Here is a 13,069-nt window from a genome sequence, read left to right on the forward strand (position 1 = left end):
TCAGGCCTCGCGAAGGCCGCTGTCGCGGCTCTGCTGGACGATCTGGAAGGCGTCGTAGCCGGCGCGCTGCGCGTACAGCATCCACATCAGCTCGGCCTGGCGGCGTGCCTGGCGGCGCGTGCGGTGGCGGGCAAGATCGATGACGTTGTCGGTGCGGTCCATGGCGGCTCCAGAAGGCTTGCAGACAAGCCGGTTGCGGTGAAGTTGGAGCTAGCCTAGCCGCGATTCTGTTAGAACCAGAAATACTGAATTAGCATTTGGTAATTACTTATTAAGCTATAACGGCCGCGACGGGAAGTCCGCCTGGACCGCCACGGACACCGCGTCCGGCCGCCAGAATTCCTGGTCGAACTCCACCAGCAGGCCATCCTCGGCGTAGTTCAGCCGTTCCAGCACCAGGTTGCTGGCGCCGGAGGCCAGTTGCAGCAGCTCGGCCTGGTCGTCGTTCACGGTGCCCAGGCGCAGGTTGAGCGTGCAACGCATCTGCACCTTGCCGAAGCGCTCGCGCAGCACGGTGGTCAGCGAGCGGTCCAGGCGCGCGTCGAGCAGGTCGGGGCACCAACTGGCGAGCAGGGTATTGATCTCCACCAGCACCGGGCGGCCGTCGATCAGCCGGCGGCGGTGCAGGCGGAACACCGGTTCGTCCGGTGACGGCAGGTTCATTCGCGCGGCCAGCCAGGCCCCGGCGCGGCGGCGTTCGGCGCTGAGGCATTCGGTGAGCGGTTCTCGGCCTTGCAGGCGCACGTAGTCCATGAAGCTGACCAGCCGCGTCGGGTCGTAGTCGATGCGCGGCGGGCTGAGGTACCAGCCGCGGCGGTTCTCGCGGTAGATCAGCCCCTCGGTTTCCAGTTGCTGCAGGGCCTGGCGCAGGGTGACGCGGGTGCACTCGAAGCGCTCGGCGAGGTCGCGCTCGGGCGGCAGTTTCTGTCCGGCGAGGAAGCGCTTCTGGGCGATGTCCGCGGCCAGCTGGTCGCGGATGCGCGCGTAGTGCGGTGGAGTGGCCTGGTAGAGCATGGCGGCCCTCAGTTGCCGGCGGCCAGCGCCGGAGCGCTGGGCGGTTCGTCGCGCAGTTCGCGCTGCCAGGCCAGCAGGCCGTAGATCGCCAGCACCACGAAGCCAGCGTAGAGCCCGGCGGTGAGGTACAGCGCCTTGTAGAGGAAGACCCCGGTGTAGACCACGTCGAGGATGATCCACAGCCACCAGCTGGCGACGTACTTGCGCGCGGCCCAGAAGCTCGCCACCAGGCTGAAGGCGGTCAGCGCGGCGTCCAGCCAGGGCAGGGCGGCGTCGGTGTGGGTATGCATCGCCCAGCCCAGGGCGAGGGCGCCGACGGCGCCGGCCAGGCAACTGGAGAGGGCGGTGGCCAGCGGCAGGCGCTCTACCCGCACCTTGCCGTGGTCGCTGCCACCCTGGCTCCACTGCCACCAGCCATAGAACTGCAGCACCACGAAGATCAGTTGCAGGAGCATGTCGGAGTAGAGCTTCACGCTGAAGAAGATCCATGCGTAGAGCAGCACCGCCACCACGTTCACCGGCCAGCACCAGCGGATGCGCCGGGCGGTGAGCCAGACGCCGAGCACGTTGACGATCACCGCGATGATTTCCAGAGCAGACATGTTGCGCTTACCTCAGAAGTTGACGCTCGCCGTCAGGCGAGCCGTGCGCGGCGCACCCTGGAACAGGTAACCGTCGCCGAAATATTCACCGACATCGCGCCAGTAGCGCTTGTCGAACAGGTTGTCGACGCTCAGCCGCAACACGGTCGGGTAGCCCCCGATCTGCGTGCTGAAGCGCGCGCCGGCGTCATACAGGGTGTAGCCGCCAACCTCCACCGCGCCGTCGCGGTCGGCGTACTTGGCGCCGCTGCAGCGCGCCGCGCCGAGCAGCGAGAGCCCCGGTACCTCGGCCAACGCATAGTCGGCCTGCAGGCTGGCGCGCAGGCGCGGGACGTTGATCGCCTGGTGGCCTTCGTAGTCGTCCGTGCCGCTGTTCACCACCCGCGAACGGATCGCCGCGAGGCTGCCGCTCAATTGCAGCGCGGAGGTTACCCGGCCACTGGCGGACAACTCCAGCCCGCTGTTCTTCTGCTGGCCCTGCTGCACGTAGGTGAAGGTACCGTCGCCGTTGGGCCGGGCGAACTGGTAGGCCTGGTGGATCTGGAACAGCGCGGCGCTCCAGTCGAAGCTGGCCAGCTCCTGCTTGATGCCGAACTCGACCTGGCGCGAGGAGGTGGGCGCCAGGGTGTCGCCGGCGTTGCTGGCGAACCAGGGTGCCTCGCCGCCCAGGGAAAGCCCCTTGCTGTAGCTGCCGTAGATCGAGATGTCCTCGCGCGGCTTGAAGATCAGCGCGCCATTGGGCAGGAATTCCGAGCGGCGGGTATGCCGGGTGGTGTCGCCCTCTCTGTCGAAGGTGCGTTCGTCCAGGTGCACCTGGCGCCCGCCAAGGACCACCTGCCACTGGTCATCGAGGATGAGGCGGTCGCTGGCGAACAGGCCGTACTGGCGGCTGTCGAGGTGGCGATAGCTGTGGCCGGGCTCGCCATCGGCAGGCGCCACGGCGCCGATGCCAGTGTAGATGTTGCCGGTGCCGACCCACTCGTTGAGTTCCGGGCGGCTGTCCAGCACGCGGCGGAAGGCCGAAGTGCCGACGGTCAGCTCGTGGCGCAACCAGCCGGTGGCGAACTGGCCGTGCAGCGCGGCCTCCAGTTCGTCGTTGCGCCGCGTGTCGTCCGGGCTGCGGAAGTCGTAGAGGTCGTAGTCGCCTTCGGGGCTGAAGTAGTTGGGCACGGCAGAAGCCGCGCAACTGGGCACGCCGTAGCAGCCCCAGGGAAAGGCACTGTAGTCGTCGATCACCACGCGGCTGCGCGAGGCGCTGAGGGTGCCGGTCCAGGCGTCGTCGAAGCGGTATTCGAAGCGCGTGTTGAGGTTCAGCGACTCGATGCGCACCGGATTGGCCCAGCTCTGGTAACCGAGGCGGTCGTGGGGGTCGATGCCGTGGGGCAGCTCCGTGCCTCCGAGCAACTGGTAACCCGGCGCCGAAGGCTGGCGGCGGTTCTGGTACTCGGCGTCGAACTGCCAGAGGGCGTTGGGCGAGAGGTTCCAGTCCAGCGCCAGCGAGGCGAAGTCGCGATTGCCGTCGGTGTGGTCGATGTAGGAGCGCAGGTCGTCGTGGGCGAGGTTGAGCCGCACGCCGACGGTCTGCTCGCTGTCGAGCCAGGCACCGACGTCGGTGGCGACGTAGCGACCGCCTTCGTCGTCCGTGCCGAGCGTCACCGAGCGCACGTCCTGCGGACGCTTGCTGACGTAGTTGATCAGCCCGCCCGGCTCGGACACGCCGCTCTGCAGGCCGGACAAGCCCTTGAGTGCCTCGACCTGCTCCTTGTTCTCCAGCGCCACGTTCTGCTCGCCGGTGATGGTGCGGCCATTGATCTTGTAGCTGCTCGCGGCGTTGAGCGAATAGCCGCGAATCTCGAAGTTCTCGTAATAGCCCACCGGCGCGTAGGCCTCGCCGGTGGAGGCGTCGTTCTTCAGCACGTCGCTGAGCAGGCGCGCCTGCTGGTCCTTGAGCAGGGCCTGGTTGAACACCGAGATGGACGCGGGCGTGTCGAGCAGCGGCGCCTCGCCGAAGCCACCGACCGAGGCGCGGTTACTGGCGTAACTGTCGGTGTCGTGGCCGGTTACCGTGACGGTGTCCAGAGTGGTGTCCTCGGCATGGCCGGGACTGCTGGCCAGCAGCACGGCCAGGGTCAGCAGGCTGAGGGGAAATCGCGTGCGCGCGGGGCGCGGCAGGTACTGCATGGAACGCTCCTGAAAATCGCCAGGGCGTGCGCCGGGAATGCACGGGGCCGAGCCCCTCCCGCGCGAAACGGATGGCCTTGGGTGTTGGTCGTGATCGCCCGCTGACGGGGTCTCAGGCCGGAGCTGCTCCGGTGGTCAATGGCAGGGAAGGCTCTGCGGCCCACTCCTGCAGCGAGCCGTCGTAGATCGCGACTCGGGTTTCCCCCGTCAGGGTCAAAGCCAGGGCGAGGGCGGCGGCGGAGATGCCGCCGCCGCAGTACAGCAACAGCGGCGGCTCGGCCGCGCGTAGCCCGTCGAGGGCCTCGCTGAGTGCCGCGCCGCGCCGGTAGCAGCCGTTCTCGTCGAACAGGCTGCGTGCGGGCAGGTTGCGGCTGCCGGGGATATGCCCGCGGCGGGCATAGCGGGTGACGGCGCTGCCATCGAACAGGGCGGCGGACAGCGCGCAGACCAGTGTGCCGCCAGCTTCGCCCGCCACGACGTGTTCAACGTCGCGGCGGTCGATCCAGAAGCCGTTCCGGTACTGCGCCGGGGCCGACAGTTTCCTGCGTCGGGCAGCGGGTGATTCGCCTGCTTCCAGCGAAAAACCGGCTGCGATCCAGGCGCGCAGGCCGCCATCCAGCACCGCCGCGTCGATGCCCAGGCTGCGCAGCATCCACCACAGGCGCGCGGCCCAGAAACCGTCGCTGCGGTCGTAGATCACGATCAGCGAGTCGTCATGGATACCCAGTCCCTGCAAGGCATCCAGCGCTGATTGCGCCTCCGGCAAGGCGAAGCTGAAGGGCGCATCGGCAGCGGCCAGATCGTCCAGCAGATCGGCATGCCGCGCACCGCGAATGTGCCCGGCGAGCCAGCCGGCGTAGCCGCTTTCGACGCGGTAGTCGCCGTCGAATGCCGGGGCGGCCAGCTCCACGCTGGCATCCAGCAGGCACAGGCGCGGGTCGTCCAGCGCGGCGGCCAGCCAGTGCGCGGTGACCAGGGGTTCGCTCATCTCAGTTCACCTTCGCCGCCAGCTGGCGAACATGGTCCAGCAGGCGCTGGCCTTCGCTGTCGAGGAACCAGCGGGTGTGGCCGATCAGGTAGTTTTCGTAGGCCAGCGAAGCGCTCTCGGCCGAGCCGAGGATGCCGTGGAAGTAGATGACTTCCGACAGCGCGAAATCCGCGTGCACCAGCGGCAATAGCGCGGCCAGCGCGAGCAGGTCGTCGCGGCTCAGCGGGCGCACGCTGGCGTAGCCCTGCAGCAGGGCGTCCAGTGCATCGAGGTCGGCCACGGCGGCGCGGCCCTGGTCCAGCTCCAGCCAGGGCACCAGGTTGCGTTCGATGGCGGTGGCCAGGTCGAACAGCGCGAAGCTGCGGTCGCTCAGGCCGAAGTCCAGCACCGAGACCACCTGCGCCTGCGGGCCGTCCTCGCTCCACAGCAGGTTCGAGGCGTGCCAGTCGTTGTGGGTCCACAGAGCTGGCTGGCGCTGCAGGTAGGGCAGCAGTTCGCGTTGCAGCGGCAGGTGCAGCTCGCTGAGGGTTTCCTTCCATGGGCGCGCCTGCAGGTAGTCGGCGAGGGCGGGCGCCTGGGGGAAGGTCGCTTCGATGGCGGCCAGCGGGTCCGTTGCGCCGAACAGGTTCAGGTTGCTGACCAGCACGCCGGCGCTGCGGGGCGGTGCGTCGAAACCCTCGGCGGCGCGGTGCAGCTTCGCCAGCGTGGCGCCGGCGGCGAAGGCGTGGGCGTTGTGCTGGAACGGCGTCCAGGACAGCGCGTCGCGGTACAGGTCCAGGCCCTCGGCCTTTCGATGGACTTCATAGGTCCAGCCGTCGCGCTCGATGGCGCTGCGGCCCTGGCCATCGCGCAGCACCTGGGCGACCGGTGCGCCACGGCGCGCCAGGTGGTCCAAAAAGTCATGCTCCTCCGCCAGCCATTCAGCCGTGCGCACGCTCGGGTGGTGGCGTTTGACGAACAGCGGGCCGCTGCCGGTCTCCACCAGCACGGCGGCCGAGAAGGGCCGGGGGCTGTGCCAGGTCAGGCGGGCCTCGTCGCCGGCGGCCGGAAAGTCAGCGAGCAGCGCGCGGACTTCCGCTTCGGCCAGCGCCGGCCAGTCGGCCTCCACCGGTTCCAGGCCCATGCCGTGGCTCAGGCGTTTCGTCATGCTGGATTCTCCACTTGCCAGGCATTGCTGGTGGCGCCGCGCCAGACTTCCGGGTCGCGCAGCACACCGTATTCATGCAGCCACTGGGCATAGGGCTGCAGCAGTTCTTCGCGCTGTTCGCCCCAGCGGCCTTGATGCAGCCAGCTGGGCGCGATGCGCCGCAGGGATTCTGCCAGCATCTGGTGGGGAAAGTAGGGAATGGTGCGTTCGTAGACCGGCAGCGCGGCCTCGGGATCCGCCGCTGCCGCCAGGAAACCACGTGCCGTGACGGCGAGGAAGCGCCGCGCGATGTCCGCATTGGCGTCCAGCCAGTCCTCGCGAGCACCCAGCAGGTAGCTGTGATAGGGCGGCGCGCCGATCTCGTCCACCGGCAGCACCACGCGGCGTTCGTTGGCGATGGAACTGGGCAGCAAGGCTTCCCAGGCCCAGTAGCCGCCGAAGCTGGCGTCGGCGAGGCCGGCGGCCAGGTCCTCGGGGCGCAGCTCGCGGAAGCCGGCATCCACCAGCTCCACTGCATCGGGATCGCCGCCGTCCTGGCTTACCAGATGGCGCACCATGGCCAGGCCGCGCGGTGTAGGGTTGAGCGCCAGGCGCTTGCCCTGCAGGTCGCGCGGCCGTTGGATGCCGCTGTCGGTGAGGGTCTGGATCGACTCCAGGCCACGGTGGTTGATCGCCGCCACGCCAATCAGCGGCTGGCCCAGCTCGCGGCGCACCAGCAGTCGGTTGCTGGGGAACACGCCGAACGCGGCGGCGCCACGCGCCAGGTGGTCGAGGGTGTCGCCGTGGTAGGGGTCGTGCACCACCAGTTCTACGTCCAGCCCCGCCTCGCGGTACCAGCCGCGTTCACGGGCGAGGTAGAAACCGGCCGAATTGGGCCAGGGGTGGAAGTATTCGAGCATGACCCGCAAGGCAAACATGGAACCTTTCTCCGATACGGCCAGCGGCCGGCAACTGCGATGGGGCGTATTGAAGGGGAGAGTATTTGGTATATACCAATATGATTTTTACTGGTTTTTATAATTGTAAGGAATAAAAAAGGTCGCCGGACGCTCGTGCTGATCAACACGCTTCGCAATGCAGCCACTGCCATGCTGAGCGGCGAGGATCGCTCTGGCTCAGGCCTTCTGGCCTCCCGCCGGGTTATTACCTCATGCGATTAAGGTATTTAGGGTTGTACAGGGTCGTCGATAAAGTGGCGGCCTATTCCCACTCCAGCAGCCTCTGCGACCTTTCATGACCGATACCCGCCATTCACTCACCCAGCAGATCATCGAAGCCGGGAGCTTCCTCCACGGCCGCGGCTGGTCGCCGGCCACCAGCAGCAACTACTCGGCGCGCCTGGCGGCCGACCGCGCGCTGCTCACCGTTTCGGGCAAGCACAAGGGCCAGTTGGGCGTCGATGACCTGCTGGAGACCGATCTGGCCGGCAACAGCCTGGAGCCGGGCAAGAAGCCGTCGGCGGAAACCTTGCTGCACACCCAGCTCTACGCCTGGCGCGCGGAGATCGGCGCGGTGCTGCACACCCATTCGGTGAATGCCACCGTGCTTTCGCGTCTCACGCCCGGCGATCGCCTGGAGCTGGAAGACTACGAACTGCAGAAGGCCTTCGCCGGCGTCACCACCCACGAAGGCCGCGTCACCGTGCCGATCTTCGACAACGACCAGGACATCGCCCGCCTGGCCGCCAAGGTGCAGCCCTGGCTCGACGCCCATCCCAACTGCCCCGGTTATCTGATTCGTGGCCATGGCCTGTACACATGGGGGGCGCGCATGGCCGATGCCTTGCGCCAGGTGGAAGCCTTCGAGTTTCTCTTCGAATGCGAACTGAAAATATTGAGCCTTCGCTGGGCGAATTCAGCGATCTGAGGAACCGTCCATGAGCAGCCTGACCGTCTACCACGAATCGAGCCCCGAGCAGCCGCTGAAGCTGCTGACTCATGCCGAGGACATCGCCTCGACCCTGGGCGCCGTCGGCGTGCGTTTCCAGCGCTGGCAGGCCAATGCGCCCATCGCCCCCGGCGCCAGCCAGGAGGAGGTGCTCGCCGCCTACCAGCACGAGATCCGCCGCCTGCAGGAGGAGGAGGGCTACGTCACCGTGGACGTGGTCAGCCTGAGCGCCGATCACCCGCAGAAGGACGAACTTCGCGCCAAGTTCCTCGATGAACACCGCCACGGCGAGGACGAGGTGCGCTTCTTCGTTGCCGGTCGCGGGCTGTTCACCCTGCACATCGAGGATCACGTCTATGCCGTGCTGTGCGAGAAGAACGACCTGATCTCGGTGCCGGCCGGCACCCGCCACTGGTTCGACATGGGTGAGCGCCCGCACTTCGTGGCGATCCGCCTGTTCAACAACGCCGAGGGCTGGGTCGCCAAGTTCACCGGCGACGACATCGCCAAGCGTTTTCCGTTGCTCGGTCTCTGAAACAGGAGAGGTTGCGGGCGCCATTGGCTGCTCCAATGCGGGTACTGGCGATGGGGGGGGCCGTTCCGTCCGACATCGAGCGGCAAGGATCAACCATGCCGCCGACAATCCTTTCTTCTCGGTCTTATATGTCCGCTCCTGGCCGGAATCTGCCTTTGCTCGGCGTGGCCCATGGCGAACTTCAGGAGAGCCACATAACAAGAAGGCCGCATCGATAGGTGCGGCCTTTTCCATTTCTGGAGGATCAAGCCTCCGGCTTTTTCTTGCCTATGGTCCACTCGGCACGCTTGAACGGCTCCTTGCGGCCGTACCTGCCGGCGGGAATTTCCTGAATCTCTCCGCCTTTAGAAAGAAATGCTGAAATTTTCTTATCCAGCTCCGAACGCTCGGTTTTGATTTCTGAATTGGACATCAGTTCACCTGAGGTGATGAGCCACCACGTTGGTGGCTAGCGACCCACTATACGCACATATTGTGCTCACTCCCGACCGTCCGACCGATATCGGCAAATTCCTGAGATTTCCCTATCTATTCCATGCAAAGTCTGTATGGTGACCTCCTGCCTGCTCGGTTTAGCGGCACCGATCGATGTTTTGTCTTCGTGATTCTCCATCTTTGCGGCCCCTCTTCACTTCGCATCCAGTCGTGCCTCGCATGTTGCATGGCATGAACTTTTTGGAGATTCATCATGACTACTCGTCAAACTGGTACCGTAAAGTGGTTCAACCCTGAAAAGGGTTTTGGTTTCATCACCCCCGAAAGTGGTGCGGACGTCTTTGTTCATTTCCGAGCGATCGAGAGTACTGGCTATAAAACGCTGGACGAAGGTCAGCGCGTCAGCTTCTACGTGACCAACGGCGCGAAAGGCCCTCAGGCCGATCAGGTGCAGGCTTTGTAACGGCCAAGCCAAAGTCGAAAGCCCCGCTAATGCGGGGCTTTTTCGTTTCCAGGTCGGTTGGATTTCATCCTGCAAATACACCGCCGCCATTTTGATGTCGAATGTGTGATCTCTCCTGCTCGGTCTGCGTCAAGGATGCTGCCCCGTGCCGTCGTCTGGGGTCTGATAACAGGGCCTTCCATGCAAACGCTGTTGAACGAGATTCTCGAAGAAGTACGTCCCTTGATCGGCAAGGGTAAAGTGGCTGACTACATCCCCGCGCTGGCTGATGTCCCGGCCCATCAGCTGGGCATCGCGGTTTATGGCAACGATGGCAGCTATTACTGCGCAGGCGACGCGTTGGTGCCGTTTTCGGTGCAAAGCATTTCCAAGGTGTTCAGTCTGGTTCAGGCGATTGGCCACTCCGGTGAAGCCATCTGGGAACGGCTGGGACATGAGCCCTCGGGCCAGCCGTTCAACTCGCTGGTGCAGTTGGAGTTCGAGCGCGGGCGCCCACGTAATCCCTTTATCAACGCGGGGGCGTTGGTGATCTGCGACATCAACCAATCGCGCTTTGCAGCCCCCATTCTGTCGATGCGCGATTTCGTGCGGCGCCTGTCGGGCAATCCCCACATATCGATCGATACCCGTGTAGCCGATTCGGAGTATCAGTTCCGCGCGCGCAACGCCGCCATGGCTTACCTGATGCAGTCGTTCGGCAACTTCCATAACGAGGTCGAGACGGTGTTGCGCAGCTATTTCAGCTACTGCGCGCTGCAGATGAATTGCCTCGATCTGGCCCGAGCCTTCTGTTTTCTGGCCAACGATGGGTTCTGCAAGCACAGTGGCGAGCAGATTCTGACCCGGCGCCAGACCCAGCAGGTGAACTCGATCATGGCCACCAGCGGGCTGTATGACGAAGCAGGGAATTTCGCCTACCGCGTGGGGTTGCCGGGCAAGAGTGGCGTGGGTGGCGGGATCGTGGCGATAGTGCCGGGTCAATTTACCGTATGCGTGTGGTCGCCGGAGTTGAATGCCGCGGGTAACTCCTACGCCGGGATGGCGGCGCTCGAACTGCTTAGTTCGCGGATTGGGTGGTCGGTGTTCTGATCAGCGGACTGGCCCATTGCGCGCGCCAGAGGAGAAGAGGCCACCGCGTTGGGATTTGCGGGGCGTAGTCGTCGCACTCTGACAGGTATCTGTGCGCCCCTCCACGCGGCGTGCAAGCAACCTACGCCTCCGCCCGGCTGGCGTGGTCGAGCAACGCCAGGCTTTCGCCATCAAGCTTCAGGCGACTGGCGCGAACCAGGGCGGCCAGCTGGGTTTCGCTGGTGGCGCTGGCGATCGGCGCGCTGACCCCCGGTTGTTGCCGCAACCAGGCGAGGGTGACTTCTGCAGGGCAGGCGCCATGCTCATTGGCGACCCGGTGCAGCGCCGTGAGGATGCGCATGCCGCGATCGTCGAAGTATTTCTCCAGGTCTTCGCGACGGGCGCTGTCGCCGAGGTCGGCGAGGCGGCGGTATTTCCCCGAGAGGAAGCCGGAGGCGAGGCTGAAGTAGGTGACCACCGCACAGCCCTGGTCGATGGCCAGCGGCTGGATGTCGGACTCGAATCCGGCGCGGTCGTAGAGGTTGTATTCCACCTGCAGCGCCGAGTAGTGCGGCAGCATCAGCTCGTCGGCGGTTGCCTTGGCCGCCTGCAACTGCGCCGGGCTGAAGTTGGAGGCGCCGATGGCGCGTACCTTGCCGGCGGCGATCAGTTCCTCGTAGGCGCGCAGGGTTTCCTCGTGCGGCGTTTCCGGGTCCGGGTAGTGCGAGAAGTAGAGGTCGATGTAGTCGGTCTGCAGGCGCCGCAGCGAATCCTCCGCGGCCTGCAGTATCCAGCGTCGCGACAGACCCTTGCGGGTCGACGAGAGTTCGGCGCCGACCTTGCTGAACAGCGTGATGCGGTCGCGCTGGCCAGGATGGCGTGCGAGCCACTTGCCGATGATGGACTCCGACTCGCCGCCGCTGTGCCCCGGCACCCATGCCGAATACATGTCCGCGGTGTCGATGCTGTTCAGGCCGGCGTCGAGGAAGGCGTCGAGCAGGCGCAGCGAGCGGGGCTCGTCGATCGTCCAGCCGAACACGTTGCCGCCCAGGACGAGCGGGGAAATGGCCAGTTCGCTGGCCGGCATGGCTTTGAGGATCATGTTGGCTCCTGGCCAATGGCTGTCAGCAGACCGCGATATGCGAGTCGGCCCTGGGTTCCGTACCGCCGCAGAGCACGCCGGTCTCCGGGTCGCGGACGATGATCTGGCCGCGGCCGTAGTCGGTCAGGTCGCAGCTCACCTCCACCTGGTGACCGCGGCGGGCGAGGGCGAAGGCCAGGTCGCGCGAGGCCGTCTGCTCGATGCCCACCTTCATCCCTCCCAGCCACTGCCAGCGCGGGGCGTCCAGCGCGGCTTGCGGGTTGAGGCCGAAGTCCACCAGGTTCATCACCATCTGCACGTGCCCCTGGGGCTGCATGTAGCCACCCATCACGCCGAACGGGCCGACAGCCACACCGTCCTTGCTGAGGAAGCCGGGGATGATGGTGTGGAAGGTCTTCTTGCCCGGCGCCAGAGCGTTGGAGTGCGCAGGGTCGAGGCTGAATTCCGAGCCACGGTTCTGCAGGCCGATGCCGCTGTCGGGCAGCACCACGCCGGAGCCGAAGCCGTGGTAGGCGCTCTGGATGAAGGAGACCATGTTGCCTTCGCCGTCGGCGGCGGCGATGTACACGGTTCCGCTGGCGTGCGGGTCGCCGTGCCTGGGCTCGGCGGCGTATTCGCCGATCTCGGCGCGGCGGCGCGCGGCGTAGTCGTCGGAGAGCAGCGCTGCGGTGCTGACGCGCATGTGCTCGGCGTCGGTGATGTAGTGCAGGCCGTCGGCGTAGGCCTTCTTCATCGCTTCGAGCTGGCGGTGCCAGGTGAGCTGGCTGTCGCGCTGGTCGAAGTCGTAGCCCTGGAGGATGTTCAGGGTCATCAGGGCGATCAGCCCCTGGCCGGCGGGCGGGATTTCCCAGACGTCGTAGCCGCGGTAGCGGGTCCTGATCGGCTCGACCCACTTGGGCTTGTAACCGGCCAGGTCCGCCGCGCTCAGCTCGCCGCCGGTGGCGGCGGAGTGCGCAGCCAGGCGCTGGGCGAGGGCGCCCCGGTAGAAGCTTTCGCACTTCGTCTCGGCCAGCTCGGCGAGGGTTTTCGCCTGGGCCGGGTTGCGGAACAGCTGGCCGGCGTGCGGCGCTTCGCCGTTGACGGTGAAGGTGTCGAACCAGGCTTCCAGCGCTGGTACGGCGGCGCGGCTTTCCTGGTATTCGCGACGGGCGATTTCCCACTGGTGGGCGACCACCGGGGACACCGGGAAACCGTCGCGGGCGAGGGCGATGGCCGGTTGCAGCAGATCGGCGAAGGGCAGCTTGCCGAAGCGCGCGGACAGCTCCGCCCAGGCCGAGGGAATGCCCGGCACGGTGACCGGCAGCCAGCCGTGTACCGGCATCTTCTCAAAGCCTGCGGCTTTCACCTTGTCGATGGAGATGGAGGCGGGCGCGTGGCCGCTGGCGTCCAGGCCGTGCAGCTGGTCCTTGACCCAGACCAGGGCGAAGGCGTCGCCGCCAATGGCGCAACCGGTGGGTTCGACCACGGTCAGCGCGGCGGCGCTGGCGATGGCGGCGTCGATGGCATTACCGCCGGCTCGCAACATGGCGATGCCGGCCTCGGCCGCCAGCGGCTGCGAGGTGGCGACCATGCCGTTGCGGGCAAACACGCTCTGGCGCTGGGAGGCGTAGGGATATTCGTGGGCAGAGAAGCTCAGCATGGAAAACT

At 66.1% G+C, this 13,069-nt stretch carries 14 protein-coding genes; 4 read left to right on the forward strand and 10 right to left on the reverse strand.

The genetic code is table 11. The annotated features are described in order from the left end of the window. From ACAW63_RS17275 to ACAW63_RS17305, 7 genes are all read right to left on the reverse strand, one after another. Window positions 1-162, reverse strand: a complete 162-nt coding sequence (locus tag ACAW63_RS17275; protein ID WP_371227154.1) for a hypothetical protein — start codon at window positions 160-162, stop codon at window positions 1-3. 114 nt (window positions 163-276) lie between these two features. After that, window positions 277-1,014, reverse strand: a complete 738-nt coding sequence (locus tag ACAW63_RS17280) for a UTRA domain-containing protein (RefSeq protein ID WP_371227156.1) — start codon at window positions 1,012-1,014, stop codon at window positions 277-279. Between the two features lie 8 nt (window positions 1,015-1,022). Further along, on the reverse strand, window positions 1,023-1,616 hold the full coding sequence (pnuC, locus tag ACAW63_RS17285; RefSeq protein WP_371227158.1) for a nicotinamide riboside transporter PnuC: 594 nt from the start codon (window positions 1,614-1,616) through the stop codon (window positions 1,023-1,025). A 12-nt stretch (window positions 1,617-1,628) separates the two neighbouring features. Further along, window positions 1,629-3,797, reverse strand: a complete 2,169-nt coding sequence (locus ACAW63_RS17290) for a TonB-dependent siderophore receptor (protein WP_371227160.1) — start codon at window positions 3,795-3,797, stop codon at window positions 1,629-1,631. Between the two features lie 112 nt (window positions 3,798-3,909). Further along, a complete protein-coding gene (locus tag ACAW63_RS17295; protein ID WP_371227162.1) occupies window positions 3,910-4,785 on the reverse strand; it encodes a sulfurtransferase in 876 nt (291 codons plus the stop codon). A 1-nt stretch (window position 4,786) separates the two neighbouring features. Continuing rightward, complete coding sequence (locus ACAW63_RS17300) at window positions 4,787-5,932, reverse strand: phosphotransferase enzyme family protein (RefSeq protein WP_371227164.1); 1,146 nt, start codon at window positions 5,930-5,932, stop codon at window positions 4,787-4,789. After that, window positions 5,929-6,849, reverse strand: coding sequence for an ABC transporter substrate-binding protein (locus ACAW63_RS17305; protein ID WP_371227166.1), 921 nt, complete (start codon window positions 6,847-6,849; stop codon window positions 5,929-5,931). Before ACAW63_RS17305 ends, ACAW63_RS17300 begins: the two co-directional genes overlap by 4 nt. Window positions 6,850-7,165: 316 nt before the next feature. Here ACAW63_RS17305 and ACAW63_RS17310 point away from each other — a divergent pair, with 316 nt between their 5' ends. Together ACAW63_RS17310 and ACAW63_RS17315 are read left to right on the forward strand one after the other, a co-directional pair. Further along, window positions 7,166-7,798: a methylthioribulose 1-phosphate dehydratase gene (locus ACAW63_RS17310; RefSeq protein ID WP_371227168.1), complete on the forward strand. Its 633-nt coding sequence runs from the start codon at window positions 7,166-7,168 to the stop codon at window positions 7,796-7,798. A 10-nt stretch (window positions 7,799-7,808) separates the two neighbouring features. Beyond that, window positions 7,809-8,354, forward strand: coding sequence for an acireductone dioxygenase (locus ACAW63_RS17315; protein WP_371227169.1), 546 nt, complete (start codon window positions 7,809-7,811; stop codon window positions 8,352-8,354). Between the two features lie 244 nt (window positions 8,355-8,598). On the opposite strand, the gene ACAW63_RS17320 is transcribed toward ACAW63_RS17315, so the two are convergent. After that, the gene (locus ACAW63_RS17320; RefSeq protein WP_275607377.1) at window positions 8,599-8,766 is read right to left on the reverse strand and encodes a hypothetical protein; all 168 of its coding nucleotides are present in this window, start codon (window positions 8,764-8,766) and stop codon (window positions 8,599-8,601) included. Window positions 8,767-9,042: 276 nt separating this feature from the next. Between ACAW63_RS17320 and ACAW63_RS17325 the strand changes: the two genes are divergently transcribed. Then, entirely contained in the window at window positions 9,043-9,252 is a 210-nt protein-coding gene (locus ACAW63_RS17325) for a cold-shock protein (protein ID WP_207887261.1), read from the forward strand. 180 nt (window positions 9,253-9,432) lie between these two features. Beyond that, window positions 9,433-10,341 (forward strand): glutaminase B, encoded by a 909-nt coding sequence (gene glsB / locus ACAW63_RS17330; protein WP_371227170.1) that lies wholly within the window; start codon window positions 9,433-9,435, stop codon window positions 10,339-10,341. Window positions 10,342-10,462: 121 nt separating this feature from the next. Here glsB and ACAW63_RS17335 read toward each other — a convergent pair whose 3' ends face one another. Both ACAW63_RS17335 and ACAW63_RS17340 read right to left on the reverse strand, forming a co-directional pair. Next, window positions 10,463-11,422 (reverse strand): aldo/keto reductase, encoded by a 960-nt coding sequence (locus ACAW63_RS17335; protein ID WP_371227171.1) that lies wholly within the window; start codon window positions 11,420-11,422, stop codon window positions 10,463-10,465. Window positions 11,423-11,444: 22 nt separating this feature from the next. Then, window positions 11,445-13,061, reverse strand: a complete 1,617-nt coding sequence (locus ACAW63_RS17340; RefSeq protein WP_371227172.1) for a gamma-glutamyltransferase family protein — start codon at window positions 13,059-13,061, stop codon at window positions 11,445-11,447. Window positions 13,062-13,069 lie beyond the last annotated feature (8 nt).

It is taken from the genome of Pseudomonas sp. QE6 (assembly GCF_041379005.1).
Classification (GTDB): Bacteria; Pseudomonadota; Gammaproteobacteria; order Pseudomonadales; family Pseudomonadaceae; genus Pseudomonas.

Excerpts from the sequence above, each read along its gene's own strand:
- ACAW63_RS17275 (WP_371227154.1), bottom strand. The coding sequence starts at position 162 with ATGGACCGCACCGACAACGTCATCGATCTTGCCCGCCACCGCACGCGC.
- ACAW63_RS17280 (WP_371227156.1), bottom strand. The coding sequence starts at position 1,014 with ATGCTCTACCAGGCCACTCCACCGCACTACGCGCGCATCCGCGACCAG.
- pnuC (WP_371227158.1), bottom strand. The coding sequence starts at position 1,616 with ATGTCTGCTCTGGAAATCATCGCGGTGATCGTCAACGTGCTCGGCGTC.
- ACAW63_RS17290 (WP_371227160.1), bottom strand. The coding sequence starts at position 3,797 with ATGCAGTACCTGCCGCGCCCCGCGCGCACGCGATTTCCCCTCAGCCTG.
- ACAW63_RS17295 (WP_371227162.1), bottom strand. The coding sequence starts at position 4,785 with ATGAGCGAACCCCTGGTCACCGCGCACTGGCTGGCCGCCGCGCTGGAC.
- ACAW63_RS17300 (WP_371227164.1), bottom strand. The coding sequence starts at position 5,932 with ATGACGAAACGCCTGAGCCACGGCATGGGCCTGGAACCGGTGGAGGCC.
- ACAW63_RS17305 (WP_371227166.1), bottom strand. The coding sequence starts at position 6,849 with ATGTTTGCCTTGCGGGTCATGCTCGAATACTTCCACCCCTGGCCCAAT.
- ACAW63_RS17310 (WP_371227168.1), top strand. The coding sequence starts at position 7,166 with ATGACCGATACCCGCCATTCACTCACCCAGCAGATCATCGAAGCCGGG.
- ACAW63_RS17315 (WP_371227169.1), top strand. The coding sequence starts at position 7,809 with ATGAGCAGCCTGACCGTCTACCACGAATCGAGCCCCGAGCAGCCGCTG.
- ACAW63_RS17320 (WP_275607377.1), bottom strand. The coding sequence starts at position 8,766 with ATGTCCAATTCAGAAATCAAAACCGAGCGTTCGGAGCTGGATAAGAAA.
- ACAW63_RS17325 (WP_207887261.1), top strand. The coding sequence starts at position 9,043 with ATGACTACTCGTCAAACTGGTACCGTAAAGTGGTTCAACCCTGAAAAG.
- glsB (WP_371227170.1), top strand. The coding sequence starts at position 9,433 with ATGCAAACGCTGTTGAACGAGATTCTCGAAGAAGTACGTCCCTTGATC.
- ACAW63_RS17335 (WP_371227171.1), bottom strand. The coding sequence starts at position 11,422 with ATGATCCTCAAAGCCATGCCGGCCAGCGAACTGGCCATTTCCCCGCTC.
- ACAW63_RS17340 (WP_371227172.1), bottom strand. The coding sequence starts at position 13,061 with ATGCTGAGCTTCTCTGCCCACGAATATCCCTACGCCTCCCAGCGCCAG.